13 protein-coding genes and 1 pseudogene are annotated in these 17,197 nt (G+C 59.1%); 6 read left to right on the plus strand and 8 right to left on the minus strand.

The features are described 5' to 3' along the window. Positions 1–32: 32 nt before the first annotated feature. Entirely contained in the window at positions 33–2,273 is a 2,241-nt protein-coding gene (locus GSP01_RS02890; RefSeq protein ID WP_141350488.1) for a primosomal protein N', read from the plus strand. Positions 2,274–2,283: 10 nt separating this feature from the next. Here the strand turns inward: GSP01_RS02890 and GSP01_RS02895 are convergent, their stop codons facing one another. The 3 genes from GSP01_RS02895 to ykgO all read right to left on the minus strand — a co-directional run bounded on the left by GSP01_RS02895 (position 2,284) and on the right by ykgO (position 3,438). Continuing rightward, a complete protein-coding gene (locus GSP01_RS02895; protein WP_141350491.1) occupies positions 2,284–2,526 on the minus strand; it encodes a hypothetical protein in 243 nt (80 codons plus the stop codon). A gap of 79 nt (positions 2,527–2,605) precedes the next feature. Further along, complete coding sequence (locus GSP01_RS02900; RefSeq protein WP_174787526.1) at positions 2,606–3,271, minus strand: tetratricopeptide repeat protein; 666 nt, start codon at positions 3,269–3,271, stop codon at positions 2,606–2,608. 41 nt (positions 3,272–3,312) lie between these two features. After that, complete coding sequence (ykgO, locus tag GSP01_RS02905; RefSeq protein WP_141350496.1) at positions 3,313–3,438, minus strand: type B 50S ribosomal protein L36; 126 nt, start codon at positions 3,436–3,438, stop codon at positions 3,313–3,315. 215 nt (positions 3,439–3,653) lie between these two features. Between ykgO and GSP01_RS02910 the strand changes: the two genes are divergently transcribed. The 4 genes from GSP01_RS02910 to GSP01_RS02925 all read left to right on the plus strand — a co-directional run bounded on the left by GSP01_RS02910 (position 3,654) and on the right by GSP01_RS02925 (position 7,455). Then, on the plus strand, positions 3,654–4,091 hold the full coding sequence (locus GSP01_RS02910) for a hypothetical protein (RefSeq protein ID WP_141350499.1): 438 nt from the start codon (positions 3,654–3,656) through the stop codon (positions 4,089–4,091). 157 nt (positions 4,092–4,248) lie between these two features. After that, on the plus strand, positions 4,249–6,267 hold the full coding sequence (locus tag GSP01_RS02915) for an FUSC family protein (RefSeq protein WP_255320852.1): 2,019 nt from the start codon (positions 4,249–4,251) through the stop codon (positions 6,265–6,267). Continuing rightward, complete coding sequence (locus GSP01_RS02920) at positions 6,261–6,461, plus strand: DUF1656 domain-containing protein (RefSeq protein WP_141350505.1); 201 nt, start codon at positions 6,261–6,263, stop codon at positions 6,459–6,461. Before GSP01_RS02915 ends, GSP01_RS02920 begins: the two co-directional genes overlap by 7 nt. Positions 6,462–6,504: 43 nt before the next feature. Further along, positions 6,505–7,455 carry a biotin/lipoyl-binding protein gene (locus tag GSP01_RS02925; protein ID WP_141350507.1) on the plus strand — a complete coding sequence of 317 codons (951 nt, stop codon included), beginning with the start codon at positions 6,505–6,507 and terminating at the stop codon, positions 7,453–7,455. A 329-nt stretch (positions 7,456–7,784) separates the two neighbouring features. Here GSP01_RS02925 and GSP01_RS02930 read toward each other — a convergent pair. The 3 genes and pseudogenes from GSP01_RS02930 to GSP01_RS02940 form a co-directional block, all read right to left on the minus strand. Beyond that, a pseudogene (locus GSP01_RS02930) lies at positions 7,785–9,454 on the minus strand (Hint domain-containing protein). Between the two features lie 360 nt (positions 9,455–9,814). Continuing rightward, positions 9,815–10,090 (minus strand): transposase, encoded by a 276-nt coding sequence (locus tag GSP01_RS02935; protein WP_141350510.1) that lies wholly within the window; start codon positions 10,088–10,090, stop codon positions 9,815–9,817. Positions 10,091–10,467: 377 nt separating this feature from the next. Further along, positions 10,468–12,588 (minus strand): S9 family peptidase, encoded by a 2,121-nt coding sequence (locus GSP01_RS02940; RefSeq protein ID WP_141350512.1) that lies wholly within the window; start codon positions 12,586–12,588, stop codon positions 10,468–10,470. A 265-nt stretch (positions 12,589–12,853) separates the two neighbouring features. Here GSP01_RS02940 and GSP01_RS02945 point away from each other — a divergent pair, with 265 nt between their 5' ends. Next, positions 12,854–13,366: a DUF2501 domain-containing protein gene (locus GSP01_RS02945; RefSeq protein WP_141350515.1), complete on the plus strand. Its 513-nt coding sequence runs from the start codon at positions 12,854–12,856 to the stop codon at positions 13,364–13,366. Positions 13,367–13,443: 77 nt separating this feature from the next. Here the strand turns inward: GSP01_RS02945 and mdoH are convergent, their stop codons facing one another. Together mdoH and GSP01_RS02955 are read right to left on the minus strand one after the other, a co-directional pair. Continuing rightward, complete coding sequence (gene mdoH / locus GSP01_RS02950) at positions 13,444–15,630, minus strand: glucans biosynthesis glucosyltransferase MdoH (RefSeq protein WP_141350517.1); 2,187 nt, start codon at positions 15,628–15,630, stop codon at positions 13,444–13,446. Beyond that, on the minus strand, positions 15,606–17,168 hold the full coding sequence (locus GSP01_RS02955; protein WP_141350520.1) for a glucan biosynthesis protein: 1,563 nt from the start codon (positions 17,166–17,168) through the stop codon (positions 15,606–15,608). Before GSP01_RS02955 ends, mdoH begins: the two co-directional genes overlap by 25 nt. Positions 17,169–17,197: the final 29 nt, after the last annotated feature.

Consider the following 17,197-nt stretch of genomic DNA (forward strand, 5'->3'; position numbering starts at 1 on the left):
GCATTTCGGAGCGTGGGAGGTTAGATACGGTCATGGCATCCAGCAGCCTATCCAAGCCTGATCTCCGGCGAAAGCCACCTTCCACCGGAACGCGTGTTTCGGTGCTCGTGCCGCTGCCGTTTCCGGGGCCACTCGACTACCTCGCGCCTATGCCGCTTCAGCCCGGAGATCTTGTCTCTGTTCCGTTGGGTCGACGTGAAACCGTGGGGTGTGTCTGGGAAACCGACCGCACTCTGCCAGCGGATTTCGCCTTTCCGGTCGGCCGTGAGGTCCCGCTTGCGCGTCTGCGTCCCGTGGCGGGAAAGCTGGATGTTCGGCCCCTTCCCCAGAGCCTGCGCCGCTTCATAGACTGGGTTGCTGCCTATACGCTGACCCCGCCGGGTCTGGTGCTGGCGATGGCGATGCGTATCCATCTGAAAGATGCGCCCAAGCCCACTTTGGGCTGGGTGCGGACTGATGCACTGGAAGGCGATCTGCGCATTACGCCGGCTCGCCGTTCGGTGCTCAATTTTGTTTCGTCTACGCCCATGACAACTGCCGAGCTGGGTTCCCGAAGCGGGGCGAGTGCTGCCGTGATCCGTGGTCTGGCCAGTGCTGGTTTGCTGCGCGAGGCTGTTATTGACGTGGCCGCCCCGTTCGCAACGCCGGACCCGAGCCACGGTGCGCCGAAACTCTCCGAAGAACAGGCTGAAGTCGCGCAGGAACTCTGTAGGCCGGTCGAAGCCGGTCGGTTTCAGGTCACCCTGCTGGAAGGCGTGACCGGTTCAGGGAAGACCGAGGTCTATTTCGAGGCTGTGGCGGCTTGTCTGGCCAAGGGAAAACAGGCCTTGGTCTTGCTGCCGGAAATCGCGCTTTCCGCTCAGTGGACGGATCGTTTCATCCGGCGTTTTGGGGTCGAACCTGCCATCTGGCACTCCGATCTCGGGGCCAAGCGCCGGCGTGAGACATGGCGGGCCGTGGCGGAAGGGAGTGCCCGCGTTGTGGTGGGGGCCCGCTCGGCACTGTTCCTGCCCTTTGCTGATCTGGGCCTTGTCGTGGTGGACGAGGAGCACGAGAGTGCTTTCAAGCAGGAAGAGGGCGTCATGTATCACGGGCGCGACATGGCGGTTGTTCGCGCCCGTCTGGCCGATGCGCCCGCCATTCTGGTTTCCGCTACGCCGTCGCTCGAAACGCTTGCGAATGTGGAGAGCAGGCGCTACCGGCACGAACTTCTGACCGCGCGGCATGGCGGAGCGACCCTACCGGATGTGTCGTTGGTGGATATGCGGGCAGACCCGCCCGAACGCGGCCTGTTTCTGTCGCCCAAGCTCTGCACTGCCATTGATGAGACGCTGGAGAAGGGGGAGCAGGCCATGCTGTTCCTCAACCGGCGCGGCTATGCGCCGCTGACGCTGTGCCGGGCCTGCGGGCACCGGATGCAGTGCCCGAACTGTTCGGCCTGGCTGGTGGAGCATCGGGCACGGGGTATTCTGACCTGCCATCACTGCGGGCATAACGAGCGGATTCCCAAGGATTGCCCGGAGTGTCACGCCGAGAACTCACTCGTGCCCATCGGACCGGGAATCGAGCGCATTACGGAAGAGGCGAAGCTGCGCTTTCCGGAAGCGAAACTGCTGGTGATGTCCTCCGATACGCTCGGTTCTCCCGCCGCTACGGCGGAGGCGGTTCGGAAGATTTCGGACGGAGAGGTCAATCTTATCATCGGCACGCAGATTGTGGCCAAGGGCTGGCATTTTCCGAAACTGACGCTCGTGGGCGTTGTTGATGCCGATCTGGGCCTGGGGGGCGGAGATTTACGCGCTGCGGAGCGGACCGTGCAGCTTCTGCATCAGGTCGCGGGCCGTGCGGGCCGTGCGGAGCACCGCGGGCGCGTGCTGCTCCAGAGTTATGTCGGCGAGCATCCGGTCATGACGGCTCTGGTCTCCAATGATTTCCAGACCTTCATGGAGCAGGAGGCCGAGCAGAGACGCCCGTCATTCTGGCCGCCTTACGGACGATTGGCTGCGCTGATCGTAAGTGCGCCCAGTGCGGAAGCGGCAGATGCGCTGGCGCGGGAAATTGCACTCTCTGCGCCAGAGCGGGAAGGGGTGCAGGTCTTGGGGCCAGCGCCGGCCCCGCTTGCTGTTCTGCGCGGAAGGCATCGCCGCAGACTGTTGTTGCGGACGATGCGAGGCATCGCCGTGCAGCCGATTCTGCGTCAATGGCTTGGAGATATCAAACCGACCGGCGGAGCAAAGGTCGATATCGATATCGACCCTATTTCCTTCCTTTAGGGCTGGAAAATCAGCTCTTGCGCTTGCGGAAAAACTCGACCGAAGCGGTCACGACCGCGATTACGGCCAGAATCTGCTGGAAATACGGGCGGAAGCGCTTGGGTCCAAATGTGGCCATGGCGGTCATGCCGGCGAGGCCGATTTCACGGGCGCGCGTGGCCTTCTGACAGCAGGTCTTCATCTTGGAGCAGCAGCTTTTCTTCGCGTTCGGCTCTGTAATGATGGTTTCGGGGGCGGGGGAATGCTTGGTCATAAAAATCTCCTGAAAAAAAGAATCAGGGGATGAACACCCGGCAATACAAGGGGTTGCCCGAGCAAGAGACGCCGAAGCGTCAGTCCTGCTGGCCGTCCCGGGCCTGCTCCAGCGTTTTGAGCTGCTTGTCAGAATCGGGTGTTTTCGGATTCATCAGCAGCATTTGATGGAAGGCCTTGAGAGCGGCCTCGGGCTCATGCCGTTCATGTTCTGCTTCCGCAAGCATGCCCCAGGCCGTCGGATCACCGGGATCAACCTGAAGCTCAACGCCCAGATCGGCGATGGCTCCGTTGCTGTCACCCGCAGCCAGCCGGATGGCGGCACGCTGACGGTAAAGCACGAACTGGTCAGGCTGGATCGTGATTGCGGCTGTCAGATCGTCCTGTGCCTGCTGGAAATCATGTTTTTCCAGCGCATCATGCGAATCGCTGATGAGCATCTGTACGCTGCCGGTCAGGGCGCGGCTGCGGAGGGCTTCGGCACGTTCGGAGATTTCGCTAGCTTGCTTTTCATTCCCCGCCATGGCGAGAGCCTTTTCCGCATCCATAAGGCGGTTATGGAGCGTTTTGCGCGGCGGATGGGGCGATGAAGCAAGGGGCGTGGCCTTTGCCGCCTGAGAGGCGGGAAGGGCAGGCTGTGCAGTAGAAGGCGCTGCGGGGCCGTACGTAGCAGGATCTGCGGCGCGTGCAGCCAGAACTGGCAGAAAAGTCAGGGCCGGGCTACAAAGCAGAACGGCGCCAGCCATCAGCCAGCGCCGCCTGTCCGTCATCCGGCAGACCAAGGGGTTCAGCCCTGGCGAGCCTTCATGCGCGGGTTCTTCTTGTTGATGATGTAAATGCGGCCGCGGCGGCGGACAACGCGGCAGTCCTTGTCGCGGACCTTGGCGGACTTCAGGCTGTTGCGGATCTTCATGGTTGCAGGCTCTCGACGGGTAAGGCCCTTGCGGACCGGACAGCGGGCCGGAACGCCCGCGAAAGAATGGCCCCGATTACCCATCCCGCCCTGCAGAGTCAAGCTGGCAAGCCATGCAGACGGCGGAATTCCTTGCTGCGGCCTGTTTGCAACAACCTGCAACAGCCTCGTTCAGGGTCTTTGTCCAGTTCGGATTTTCTCCTAACGTAAGAGTCATGATCAAGCGCCATTCCCGTCCCGCCCTTCTGCTGGCTCTTCTTCCTCTCACCTTCGCCCTCGCCAGCCCTGTCGCGGTTCGGGCTGATGATGGCGAGGCCAAGACTAATGACGACGATCCCACGATTAACCAGCAGGGTTTTGCCATCAACAAGATCCTTCGGGTGCTGCAGACCAACCCTGACGCGGCGGGTGACACTTGCATCAACGCGCTAAAGGAGATGCATCAGGCGCAGACGGCGCTGAGCAAGGAAGAAGGCATCGATCCTGAACACAATCAGGACATTGGTGTTGCGCGTGACGTTCTTTCCTCAGAAATGGAGGATGTCACGAATATGTGTGGTGCTGATGCCAGAACCTATTGTCGTACGTCTACATCCCATCCGGACCCCAAGCTGACTGCGGCCTGCAACGCTCTCCCACCCGAAGAAGAGTAGCCTCCTGGACGGTGAAAATTCAAAGCACCATCTGTCAAAACGTGTCCAGAGAATTCGAGGGCTAACTTTTTCGGGCAAGCGCTCCTAAGGTTGGAAGTCTACTTCTGGTAATGAGGGCCGTGGGGCTGATTCTGATAAAGTCTGTGCCGGTTAGGGGGTGTCGCTCTTGACTGAGGCACTACAGTCAGTTCTTCGTCCAGGGTGGCTCCAATTCAGTCTCAGGACCTGGTTTGCACTTGTCCTGGCGCTTGGAACGGCTTTCTGGTCGCAGCTTGACTCTCCGGCCAGTGCTGGCGTGACCGTCATGATCCTGGCGCAGCCTCTACGTGGTCAGGCGTTGTCCAAGGCGTTCTACCGCCTTGCCGGCACCGTGCTCGGTGTCAGTGTCTCCATTATCCTTGTTGCGATGTTCAATGAGGAGCGTGCTCTTTCTCTTGGTGGCGCAGCCCTCTGGATTTCAGCCTGTGCGTTTGTAGGGTCGCTGGAGCGTGACTTTCGGTCGTATGGGGCACTTCTGGCAGGCTATACGGTCGCGCTGGTGGCCATCCCCACTATGGATGACCCGCAGAACATCTACCCTGTCAGCATTGCGCGCGCCTCGGATATCGCCATTGGCGTTGCATCCATCGCTGTAGTGAACATTCTTTCGGGCTCTCCGGAAGCCTGGCGCAGACTGTCCACGGCCATGGAGACGCTGTCCCATCGTGTGCGGCAGACCGGAAAGTCCGCCATCATGGGCGAGCCGATCGCAACGCCGGAAGAGATGATCGGGCTAAGCGGCGAGATCCTCGCGCTCATGACCCAGATTTCCTACGCCCGGACCGAAGTTGAACGCGGACGTCTGCGGATGGCGGGCGCGCGCCTGGGCATCATCGGCATGCTAACGGTCCTGACCACGAGTCGTGCGATTGCATTGCTTCTGGAAACGGGCGGCATTTCCGACATTCTGATCCGTCACGTTCGGGCCTGGCATGAGCGCTCCGAGGACGGCACAACCCGCCTTGAGACAATGGATACGATTCTGGACGGCATCCGCAAGGAAGACCCGGGTTTCGTCCCTTCAGCACGGGAAGCCTGGTTTTTCGAGCGCTGCTCGACGTTGCTTAGTAACCGTCTGCATATCCGCACCGGTATGAACACGCTCCTGCGCGCTACCCCGGCGGGCGATGCACTCAAGCTGGCCCATCTCGAGAGCAATCCGGACTATGTGACGGCGTTCATCAACGCGATGCGTGTCCTGCTGGGCTTTAGTGTGGCCGCCGCGCTTTGTCTCGCCTCCAGTATTCCGGCTTCCGTTACGGCCCTGGCGCAGACGGCGCTGGTTCTGACGCTGGCGTCTACCGCCATTGACACCGCTCAGTTCGGCAAGGGCGCGATTATCGGCATGCCTGCAGGCATTCTCGTGGCGGCATGGCTGGACTTTATGATTCTGCCCCATATTGAGAGCATGTTGGGGCTGGCGCTGGTGCTTTTGCCGCAGACCGTCATTTCCTGCCTGTTGCTGATGAATCCGAAAACAAGCGCCATCGGCTTCAATTACGGCGTGTTCTTTCTGGTGTTTATCGGACTCGGCAATCATCACAATTACGACCCCCTGGCCTTCATCACCCGCAATACCTTCTATGCGATGGCGGCCGTACTCTCTTTCGTGCTGCTGGTCCTGCTCTGGCCCCCCACGGCGCGAAGGCATCGCTTCCGGCTGGCGGTTTCCATCGCCTATGATCTGGAGAGGCAGCTTGCTGGACATGGCGAGCGGATGGGGCCGCCGCTTCTTAGCCGGAAATACGAACGCCTGAGCCAGTTCCTGATGTGGACGGGCCGGATGCACGATCCCGGCCTGTGCTCCCGGCGTGTCTTCAACCGTTTCGTGGCCCTTGAGGATTTTTCCAGCACGATCGCCCGTGTTCGGCACTATCTGGATCAGGCGGGGCATCTTCATGGCCTCAGGCCCATGGTTCGTCATGTCCGCCGCTTGTTGGCCCACGATAGGCTCGGCCTTCTGGAAGCCGAAATTCCCGAACTTCAGGCCATGTTTTTCGAGCGTTTGTCTGACGGTATTCGCGAAGAGCAGTCGATGATCATCAACTGTATTGGTGGTCTTGAAGCTGTACGGACGATGGTGCGCCTGAACCGCTCCGCCGTGCATCATTATGGAATAGGACGCAAACGATGGTGATGACACAGGTTGTCGATCTCGATGGCGTGCTGGTTTCGGCGTTCGTGATCAATCTGGCGCTGGCGCTCCTGACGTTGGCTATCCTGCGTTGGATCATGGGCTGGTTCGATCTGTGGCGTTTCGTCTGGGATCCGCCACTGGCCCAGTTCGGCATCCTGATCTGCCTGATTGGTCTTTACACACTGATCCTTTGATCCCCCTTCGAACTTCTTCTTCCGCAACCAAGGTGACCTTCCCGTGCTTGCCAATGCCCATCGCCTGATCCGCTTGACCATCACGCTCTGTATTCTCGTGGTGGCGGCTCTCGTGGTCGTCATTCTGTGGGATTACTATACGGCCTCTCCCTGGACCCGGAACGGACAGGTCCGTGCGCAGGTCGCCAATATCGCGCCGCGCGTCTCGGGACAGATCATCGAAGTGCGAGTGAAGGACAACCAGTTCGTTCACAAGGGGGACGTGCTCTATGTCATTGACCCGTTCGACTTCAAGGTGGCGCTCGATACCGCCAAAGCCCGTGTGGTCGAGCGCAAGGCCGACCTTGAATTTCGTGTCGTTCAGGCCCAGTGGCGCAAGGCCATCCCCGGCACGGCCGTCTCCGTTGAGGAAAAGCGGCAGTACGAGGCCCTGTCCCAGCAGATGCAGGCCCAGTACGACGCGGCGCAGGCCGCGGAACGTCAGGCCGCGATCAATCTCGACCGAACGGAAGTCCGCAGTTCCATCGACGGCATCGTGACCAACCTCATTATGCGTCCTGGCGATTTCGCAACCGCTGGTGTGGTCAATATCCACATCATCGACACCAGTTCCTACTGGGTGGACGGCTATTTCGAGGAAACCAAGGTTCATGATCTCGACGAAGGTGACCTCGTCCGTATGGATCTGATGGGCTATCACGACCCGCTTTTCGGTCATGTCGAGAGCATCACCCGCGGTATCGCCAGCAACAATGCGCTAGTGAACAAGCAGGGCCTTCCGGAAGTGGATCCGGTCTATACTTGGGTGCGTCTGGCGCAGCGTATCCCGGTCCGTGTGAAGATCGACAAGATCCCCGATGACTTGACGCTCGCCGCTGGTATGACGGCCACCGTGACTGTCGTGTCAGAAGAAGGTAACCGCCGTCACCGCTCTACGCATGCCGCCTTCCAACACTTCGGCGACGATATCCGCCATCTGTTCGGTCACAGATGAAATCACCCGCATCGGGTGACAGTTCTATGGAGAGGGTCTTTTCGACCATGCCGTTGAAAAACAGCTCGACGAGTACCTGAAATATCTCGGAGAGTTTCGGTGGGTGCCACCAGCCTATGGAGTACTTTGTTGTGCCATGCGGGGCATGAGGGTGTAGGGGAGCATCCCGCCCGGGAAATCCTTCGCCCGGCGTTGCGGTGCATGGTCGTCTTGGGGGACTAGAACAGTCCAGGCTGAAGCAGAGTGCGTAGTATCATGTTTTTCGTTTAAATATGGATTACCCCCACCCACAGATCCGGGCGGGGGTAACGTCATATTACAGGGCGACTTTAGGCTGTAACCGCGATTTCTGCCTTTGCAGTCTCATTCAGGACGTACGGTCCCGCATTTTTGATCTGAAGAGCAAGAAGGGCAATGCTGTTGGGGTGACGCTCGCCGAGGGGCAGCATGGCGTTGCCAGCCGTCCAGCGCGTACCTGCCTGTTCGAGTGTATTCCAGCCATTCAGCTCACCTTCGGTCAGATGTGCCGTGATGTTGTGAGTGCAATTGCTCTCGAACATCAGGACTTCGCCAACCTCAACGCCGAAGTAGCGGCGGTCATCGACGAACGGGCCAATGACATCGCTGGGGCGGCTTGCGTTGGAGACGATGCGCACACTCTTCACGCCCGTCGGGATCATGAAAACAACGCGGTCATCTGCCGTTCGGGCAGCGTGGATAACCATGCCATTGCTCGTCTCGAGACGCAGATCGGATTCTTGGGTCAGAACTGGAGCCGAGTTCTGGCTTGCAATTGCAGCCTGCTTTGCGCGGGCTTCGATCTGGCTGAACAGCGGCTCGACGAACTCGCGGCTGACACCAAGGGGGGCTGCTGCGTCGTCGTTCCAGGACAGGGCAGGGCACGTGACGGCGTGAGGGAAACGACCTTGCCATCCTGGCGGAAAGAGCGGCGGTTTCCGGTGTCGAGATAGGATTCGGTCAGCATGCCGTCGGCTGTGATGACAGAGTGCTGCTCGGTCTCGACATGGTAGTAGTCGTAGGACGTGATGGACTTGTCGTAGAAGATTGAGCTGCCGTTTACCAGCATACGGGCGGGTACGAACTTTCCGTCAAGGAACAGGCAATGCTCGGCGGTGATCAGCATGTCCTTGTAGGGTACGCCATCAGCGATTGCGTTCTTGAGAATGCGCACCGGCCAGCCAGCTTCGTCATCCGGCAGGTGAGCGCTGACCACAGCATGCGCTTTTCCAGCCCATACGACAGAGCGGCTGACATCTTTGTTGGCTTCCCAGTCAAGGGCAATAACGTTGTCTCCGATCTGGAGATCTTCGACAGCAACTTCGCCTTTGGGCGTACGGATCATGCTGCCCGGTAGGAAGCAGACGATTGTTACCGTGTCTCCGGAGAAGTAGTAGTTGTCCTTGCTGTAGCCTTTAGCAAATGTCACATTTGCCAGAACTGTATTATTTTGATCTAAAATTTCAGATCCGTCGTTGCTCCAATGAAGAGACGTGGTCGCGCCATTGTTGAAAACAATTCTGTCACGCGGAGACAGGTTGTTCAGGGTGAGGACACCGCTGGCAGCATTGTTTGTGACTGTGAGGGTGTTGTATGCAGAAGAATCTGCAGGGGACGCACCGAACGTCACAGCAGCCTTGAGCGTGCCAACAGTCAGGGCGCCGCCATCGGCAATGGTTATAGCGCTTCCCGTTAATGTTCCAAGAACTGTTAAATTGGCAGATTCAACAGCCAGGGCGCCGTCGTTGGTAACGCTTCCGTCAATTGTAAGGTAACCATTTCCCGTAAGAGTTACATTGCCTTTTGTTGTAAGGGAACTGGACGTGAAAGGTGAGGATGCGCTTCCTTCGTCTCCCCAAGAGTATTGTGTTGGAGAAATATTTACACTGATTGCGCTTTTTGTTCCGTCGAGAACAATATCTTTATAATTGTAATTTTCTCCGCTCCAGTTTCCACTTGATGTAACGGTAATAGTTGTCACTTCTTAATTCCCAATTTCCGCAAACAAATCTTTACAGCCCTTTAAGCTGAGGCGTTTATCACCGAAAGGTGAAGTGAGGGCAAGGGGAGAGTTAATAAAAACAAAACATTAAAAAAATATGAAGAAAGCTTCTAGCAATCACGTTGTGAGAGCTCGGGAGCAGATGGGCGAGCATGCGCGCTTCAGATAAAAGCGAAGTGGATTCGGGGTCTTCTGGTGAGACCTGATCGATCAGTATGCTGATCCTGTCTCACCAGACGTCGCGTCTGCGTTCTGCGCTTTTGCGAAGATGGCCTTGAGTTTGGAGAAGGCCTTCTCAATGGAGTTGCAGTCCGGGCTGTAAGGCAGGAAATAGCTCGATCAGCATCTGCTGCTTCGCGCGGCCTGAACGCTAGGACCTTTGTGAGAGCCAAGATTGTCCGTGATGATAATGTCGCCTGGCTGCAGATCGGCTATCAGCACGCGATCGACATAGCGCTGAAAGCTGTGGCCATTGATCGGAGCATCCAGCGCCATGGGCGTTACGATATTGCTTGGTCGTAACCCGGCGACGACTATCGCCGTTTTCCAGTGACGATGTAGCGTTGCAGCGTTCAGCTTCTGGCTGCGCCGACACCGCCCATAATGGCGCGCCATATTGGTGGAAGCTCAGGTTAAATCAATGAAGACCAGCCCTGCCGGATCGAGATCGGGCAGGGTATCGAGCCACTCCTGGTGTCGTGTCCGGATGTTCGAGTTCCGCCGCTTGAGCGGTATTTTTTATCTGATCTTATGGCGCGCGAAAAAGCGCTACAGCGTGCCGATGGCACAGTGATGGTCATCCTCAGCCAGTTGAGCGCGAATCTCGGCCAAGGTCAGATTGCCCTTCTCGGCTGTCATGGACATTGGCGCCCGGCGGCGGAGCGGTGAGGGGAAGGCTCTATTGATCCGTGAGGGTCGAGCCAGTCGTTCCACCCCTTTTTTGCTACGAAGGATGCGCTATCCATGCAGATCTGGCTCAATACCGCTATTTATTAGGTGCGATAAGTGCGATCCATCGCCCAAATCGCGAAGGCCTGAACGAGCGCGACTTCTTCCAGTCTTTTGAAGCGGCCCGACGAGCCACCGTGGCCGGCTTCCATGTTGATGCGGCACAGGAACGGGCCGCCGGACGTGACTTCGCGCAGCTTGGCGATCCATTTCGCGGGCTCCCAGTAGGTTACGCGCGGATCGGACAGGCCACCCATCGCTAGAACTGGCGGATACGCTTTGGGTGCGATGTTGTCATAGGGCGAATAGCTGTCGATCAGGTCGTAGGCGGCAGGGTCTTCCAGTGGATTGCCCCATTCTGGCCATTCCGGCGGCGTGAGCGGCAGGGAGACGTCGGACATGGTGTTAAGCATGTCCACGAACGGCACTTGGGCGGCGATGCCGGCAAACAGTTCGGGCGCCATGTTCGTGATCGCCCCCATCAGCAATCCGCCAGCTGAGCCGCCCTGCGCGACGATGCGCCCGGCCGAGCCATAACCTTCCGAGACGAGGTGGTGGGCGCAGGCGATGAAATCGATGAATGTGTTGGTTTTTTTCGCCCCGCGTCCGTCCAGAAACCAGTTCCAGCCCTTTTCAGAGCCACCGCGTACATGGGCGATAGCATGGATCCAACCCCGGTCTACCAGGCTGAATACGGTTGTGGAGAAATCGGCGTCCATGGCAATGCCGTAGGAGCCATATCCATACAGAAGAAGGGGGGCCGATCCGTCCAGAACCTGTCCTTTGCGCATCAGGACCGTGATGGGAACCTGCGCGCCATCTGGGGATGTCGCAAACAGGCGGCGCGTCTCGTACCGGCTTGCATCATGGCCGGACGGGACTTCGCGGATCTTGCGTAGCACACGCTCGCCGCTCGCCATGTCGTAATCGTACCAGTGCGCTGGGTTGGTCGGCGACTGGTAGATGTAGCGCAGGACCGGGGTGTCATATTCCAGCGTGCCCAGCATTGTTAGGTCATAGGCGGGCTCGTCCATGCCGATGGCCTTAGCCTGCGCGCGGATATCGCCTTCCGTGCCTTCGGGCACGACGAGAATATGGATGTTGCCATCCCGACGCTCGGCCCAGACGAGATGCCCGCGCGAGGCGCTGGCCCCCAGGAGATAATGCCCTTCGCGATACGGAACGAAGGGCGCCCAGTTCTCGCGTTCCGTTGCCGTGTCGGGCGTCTGCATGAACTGGAAGTCCACGGCTCCGCCTGCGTTGGTCAGGATGATGAAGCGGTCGTTCCAGTGCGTCAGGGAATAACGCTCGCCCCGTACCAGAGGGGCCGCCACGACGGGCGGGGCCGTCGGATCGGAAGCCGGGATGAGTAATGTCTCATTGGTATCATGGTCGCCGCGCTCGATGACGATCCATTTGCGCGATGCGCTGACGCCGATGCTGAGGAAGAACCCCGGATCGGTTTCATCAAAGACCAGAACATCCTCGCCTCCCGTCAGCGGGCGGCGATAGATCTTCGACGGACGGCCATTGTCATCCCGGTAAATCCAAAACAGCCACTCGCTGTCCGGTGAAATGGCGAAGCTGCCTGTCGTGCTCGGTACGGGCGGGGTGCAGAGCTTTCCGGTTTCCAGATCCTCGACCTGAATCCGATAGACCTCGGATCCCTGAATGTCCTCCGCGTAGACGAAATATCGGTGATCGGGAGAATGGTCGGTCTGCGAGAGCGCGTAATAGCCGTGCTGCTTCGCGAGGGCATCGGCATCGAGCAGGACCTGTTCCGTGCCACCGCCGCGCGGGCAACGAACCCGCAGCGGATGCTGGGCTCCGTCCTCGAAGCGGGCATAATATTCCCATGGACCATCCGGGACCGGCACGGAGGCCTCTGCTGGCGGGATGCGGCCGATCATTTCCTGAAGAAGTGTCTCGCGCAACGGCTCCATGCCCGTCAGTACGGCTTCCGCGTAGGCGTTCTCCGCTTTCAGATGTGCGGCGATGTCCTCGCGCAGAACGGATGGGTCCCGCAAGACCTGCTGCCAGTTCTCATCTTTCATCCAGGCATAGGAATCCGTGCGTGTCCGGCCAAGCTGTGTAGTGCTCAGTGGTTCACGGCGGGCAACGGGAGGAACGGGGGCGGCGGAGGGAGCATCGGGGAGCTTTGACATGGGTAAACTGTGAAGCAGAAACCGTCGCCATTCAATGCGCTCCTGCTGGGGAAGCGAAGGTCCACGATGTGTTCAACAAATCGTAATCATCCAAAAGTTCTTGCATGATTGTCATGAAGAAAAAGGGTATCCTTCAAGAAACCACATCCGGTCTTGAGTGTTAATTAAGGCAATGGATCATCTTTTATGATGTCCCAGGTTGGATGATTTCTGTATCTCCTTCTCGGCGCGCGCAGGTCATCCTGTATATGGAAAGAATAGTGCCATGATCTCGAATAAATATTTCGTTGTTCTTGCCGCTGCCGGACTGGCCATTTCGGGTGCTGCTGTTGCCCAGACGATCCCGCCTATCCCGCAGAGCAGCCCCGTCCGGACGATCCCGGCTGGAACCCAGGCAACCCTGCCTTCCGCCAATTTTCAGGCAGTTGCTGCTGGTAAGAGCATCCTAACTGCCGCATCGCCGGGCACGCTGGGCGCGGATGGTCTTCCGTCCATCGAGAATGCACAGGCTGGTAACGTTGCGGGACTGAGCTATTACTGTGTGCAGAAGAAACTGGTGCTCGGCACGTCGCCGATCGTGGCCGCTCGAACAATTGCGAAGCGCCCAGATGTTCAGAGTGACCAGTTCTATTCGCTCGGTGGCAAGGGCCTGCTCCAGACGGCTGGAGGCAATGTCTTCGACATCAGTACCCTGCCCAAGGACAAGCGCGTCATGACGTGTAACGACATCATCAAGAAGGCTCAGTCCTTTGGGGGTTCTTCTGTCGTCGGACATTAAGGCGTCATCACCTCAATGCAAAACGCCCCGACCTGTTATGGTCGGGGCGTTTTTTTATGCCGTAAAGCGCTGCGGGTTCAGGTCTTGAGCTGTTCCATGAGCTGGATGCCTTCGGGATTTCCCAGCACGGCGGCCTTCTCCTGACGTGAAAGGCGTTCCAGCGCGATCTGAATGGATGGTGCCTCTCTCAGCTTGACCAGTCCCACGAGCAGATTGGCATCGATTGGGCCGCCCGGCTTGCGGGGAGGGGGCAGGGCGCCTTCATGGGCGGCTAAAAGTGTGGCGTTCTGGCGGAGGGCGGCAAAGGCTTCTTCCGGCGGCGCATCGGGAGCATGGGCTGCGCGTTCACGCGCGGTGTCGTTTGCGGCGGCGAGCTGAAGGATCGGCGGAGGGGCGGTTTCCTCCTCAATCAATAGAAGCCCGGCACGACGCAGGCCCAGCCCGACGTCCCGGCTCGCCGTCAGCGCGGCCAGCGGGATGGCGAGCACCAGTCCGAGCAGCACTGGCGTCATCCATAGGAACAGCGCCTGCGAGACGGACCATGCCGCAACGGCTAGAAGCAGGCCGAACACGGTGTAGATCCAGTAACCGTGCGCCACCTCCTTCAGCGAGACCCGGCCATCGTCACGGTTCTGAGCATTCCAGCCGGAATCCCGCCCTAGTAAGATCGAAATGACGCCGGAGGTCTGGATCAGCATGGCAATCGGTGCGATCAGGCCGCCAATCAGGGTTTCCAGTACGATCGAGACCGCAAGCCGGAACATGCCGCCCGATCCGCGCAGGGCTGCGCGGTCGAATATCATGGCGATGAATGCGAGGGCCTTCGGTGCTAGAAGAATCCCCATTGTTCCGATGAAGACGAGCTTTGCCTGAACCGGATCGACCCGCGGCCAGTGCGGATAAAGCGTGGGTTTGGTGCCGAAATATTCGGGATGATAGAAATGGGACTGGAGCGAGATAAGGATGCCGAAGAGGAGGAACAGCAGCCAGAGCGGGGACATGATGTAGGAGCCGATGCCAGTTAGCATGTGGACGCGGCTGACCCAGTGCATTCCCTTCGTGCCAAGGATCTTACTGTGCTGCAGATTACCCTGGCACCAGCGACGGTCGCGGATGGCGACATCCGTCAGGGACGGCGGGCTTTCTTCATAGGAGCCGAACAGGCCCGGAACCATGTGAATGGCCCAGCCTCCACGGCGCATGAGTGCGGCTTCCACAAAGTCATGACTGAGGATATGCCCGCCAAAGGGGGCCTTACCCTTCAGATGCGGCAGACCGGCCTGTTCGGCGAAGGCCTGAGTACGGATGACGGCGTTATGACCCCAGTAATTACCTTCCGATCCGTGCCACCACGCGATGCCATGAGCGATCAGCGGTCCATAAACTCGGCCTGCAAACTGCTGCATCCGGGCAAAAAGCGTGCGGCCGCCCACAATGACTGGCAGGGTCTGGATCAGGCCTACACCGTTATGCTGCTCCATGGCCGCCGTAATGCGCACGATCAGGCTGCCATCCATGACACTGTCCGCATCGAGTGTGAGCATCTGCTGATAGGATGAGCCAAACCGCGTGACCCAGTCGCCCAGATTGCCGGCCTTGCGGTCGATATTCTTGTGACGGCGGCGGTAGAAGATCCGCCTGTCGCCGTTCGTGGCCTTGCGGAATTCTAGAAAAGCCCGCTCTTCCTGCACCCAGACATCCGGATTGGTGGTGTCGGACAGGATGAAGAAATCGAAGGCGTCGATCTGCCCGGTCGCTAGAATGCTGTCGTGAATGGCTCGCAGACCGGCGAGGACCCGCATCGGGTCCTCGTTATAGGTCGGCATTAGGACGGCGGTGCGGCTTTTCAGTTCCGGGAGCGGTCCTGTGCGATGAATGCCGAGCCCCAGTCCGCCCCGCCTGATCAGCGAGACGAAGCCCCCCAGGCAGGACGTAAAAGACAGGGCAATCCAGAATGCGAGAATGGCGAACAGGAGCAGAATGATGACGCCCAGTGCCGAGACACCGAGCGAGTTGAAGACCTGGTTGATCCTGTACATGCCGTAGCCCGTCAGCAGCAGCGCACCACCAAAAACGAACAGGCGGCGCAGCCACAGGAAGGAGGGCGTGGTCGGCAGGATACGGAAAGGTCTGCCGTGACGGTCGGGCTGCTGGTGAAGGTTCTGCTCCTTCATGACCAGCGGCGCTTCCGGCGGCAGGAACGGGGCTGTGGCCGGCCCGGCGGAAGGGGAAAATTCGGTCACGGCGTCCAACGATACATCCATTTTTCTGAAATCGGACCCTGATCGCTGGCGAGCTGGGCCTGAAGTTCACACATTTTCGCATCGCCGGGCACGAACTCAAAGGTTGCGCGCCAGCCCTGGATTTCGGGATTGGGCTCGACCACGACGTTGCGGATCGTGCCGGGTGTGGCTTGCGAGATCAGATGGAAATTCGTGCCCTGCGGCACGTTCTGGAACGGTGCGCCAGTAAAGTCGATCGCGAAGAACCGTGCATCGGCATGGTCGGTCACACTACCAACCCGCGTTGCAGCAACCCGGGCCATCTGGGTCGGCCATGGCGTATCCCAGCCCCAGTACATCCGGTAGATGTAGCTGTATTCCTGTCCGCCCTTTATGGGCTGCTTGGGGCGCCAGAAGGAGACGATGTTGTCGTTCACTTCGTTTGGCGTCGGGATCTCCACGAGATCGATGGCACCGTCGCCCCAGTTGCCGATGGGCTCGATCCACAGTGACGGACGCTTCTGGTAGTTGAGCGCCAGATCCTCGTAGTCGTGGAAGGAGCGCTTGCGCTGCATTAGACCGAAACCGTGCGGGCTGCTGTCCTCGAAAGCCGAGAACTGGAGATCGGTTGGGTTGATGAGCGGCCGGTAAAGCTGCTGCCCTGCACCCGTCCAGATCTGGAGGGCTTCGCTGTCATGAGCAGCCGGACGCCAGTCATCGACGTGATTGCGTTCGTTGGCGTCGAAATAGAACATGCCTGTGAGTGGCGCGATCCCTGATTCCGTGATGTCCTGACGCGGGAACAGCGAGGACTGCACGTCGAAAACGGTCGTATCACCTGGACGTATGGTGAAGCGGAACGCACCGGTCAGTGACGGGCTGTCGAGCAGCGCATGAATGACGATGGACTCCACGCCAGGTTCGGGCTTTTCAAGCCAGAACTCGCGGAACAGGGCGAATTCTTCGCCCTTCGGATTGCCGGTTCCATTCGCGAACGCACGGGCGGACAGACCGTAATTCTGTCCCTTGGCCACGGCACGGAAATAGGATGCGCCAAGAAAGACGGCACATTCTTCCATGACGCCCGGCGTGTTGATCGCATAGCGCAGACGCAGACCCGAAAAGCCGAGATCATCTGTGACGCGCAGGACGGGGTTGGAATAGGTGAAGAGATCGGGGTCGTAGGGGATGGGCGTGGACTGCCCGCCCGTGACCTCGTTCATGCCGATCCGCGGTTTGTACAGGAAGCCGCGCGGGAAGAATTCCACGTCGAACGCCAGGTTCTGACCATGCCACAGCGCCTTCTCTGGATTGAAGGCAATGCTGCGGAACTGGTCGAAATCCATGTTCGCGATGGCATTTGGCAACGTCGGAGACGGCGGGGAATAGGGCTTCTTCGACAGGCGCTGCGCCAGAAGGCGGACCGTGCCATCGTCAAAGGGCGTCGATTCCGGTGCGGCGGTTCCGGCTGATGGAGAAGCCGCTGTGGCTGTGGACTGGGCATGGGCCATACGGGAGGCTGTTCCCAGAAGGGTCAGTCCGGCCCCAAGCTTGACCAGATCACGGCGCAGGATACTCATACTCTTCCCAATATCCCAGTTTCTGTCGG

Origin of the sequence: Gluconobacter sphaericus NBRC 12467 (assembly GCF_006539125.1) — a bacterium.
Taxonomy (GTDB): domain Bacteria; phylum Pseudomonadota; class Alphaproteobacteria; order Acetobacterales; family Acetobacteraceae; genus Gluconobacter; species Gluconobacter sphaericus.

Bases quoted from the DNA above. Each gene is read 5' to 3' on its own strand.
- GSP01_RS02910 (WP_141350499.1), top strand. From the start codon at position 3,654: ATGATCAAGCGCCATTCCCGTCCCGCCCTTCTGCTGGCTCTTCTTCCT.
- ykgO (WP_141350496.1), bottom strand. From the start codon at position 3,438: ATGAAGATCCGCAACAGCCTGAAGTCCGCCAAGGTCCGCGACAAGGAC.
- mdoH (WP_141350517.1), bottom strand. From the start codon at position 15,630: ATGGATGTATCGTTGGACGCCGTGACCGAATTTTCCCCTTCCGCCGGG.
- GSP01_RS02895 (WP_141350491.1), bottom strand. From the start codon at position 2,526: ATGACCAAGCATTCCCCCGCCCCCGAAACCATCATTACAGAGCCGAAC.
- GSP01_RS02900 (WP_174787526.1), bottom strand. From the start codon at position 3,271: ATGGCTGGCGCCGTTCTGCTTTGTAGCCCGGCCCTGACTTTTCTGCCA.
- GSP01_RS02920 (WP_141350505.1), top strand. From the start codon at position 6,261: ATGGTGATGACACAGGTTGTCGATCTCGATGGCGTGCTGGTTTCGGCG.
- GSP01_RS02945 (WP_141350515.1), top strand. From the start codon at position 12,854: ATGATCTCGAATAAATATTTCGTTGTTCTTGCCGCTGCCGGACTGGCC.
- GSP01_RS02940 (WP_141350512.1), bottom strand. From the start codon at position 12,588: ATGTCAAAGCTCCCCGATGCTCCCTCCGCCGCCCCCGTTCCTCCCGTT.
- GSP01_RS02955 (WP_141350520.1), bottom strand. From the start codon at position 17,168: ATGAGTATCCTGCGCCGTGATCTGGTCAAGCTTGGGGCCGGACTGACC.
- GSP01_RS02890 (WP_141350488.1), top strand. From the start codon at position 33: ATGGCATCCAGCAGCCTATCCAAGCCTGATCTCCGGCGAAAGCCACCT.
- GSP01_RS02935 (WP_141350510.1), bottom strand. From the start codon at position 10,090: ATGGCGCGCCATTATGGGCGGTGTCGGCGCAGCCAGAAGCTGAACGCT.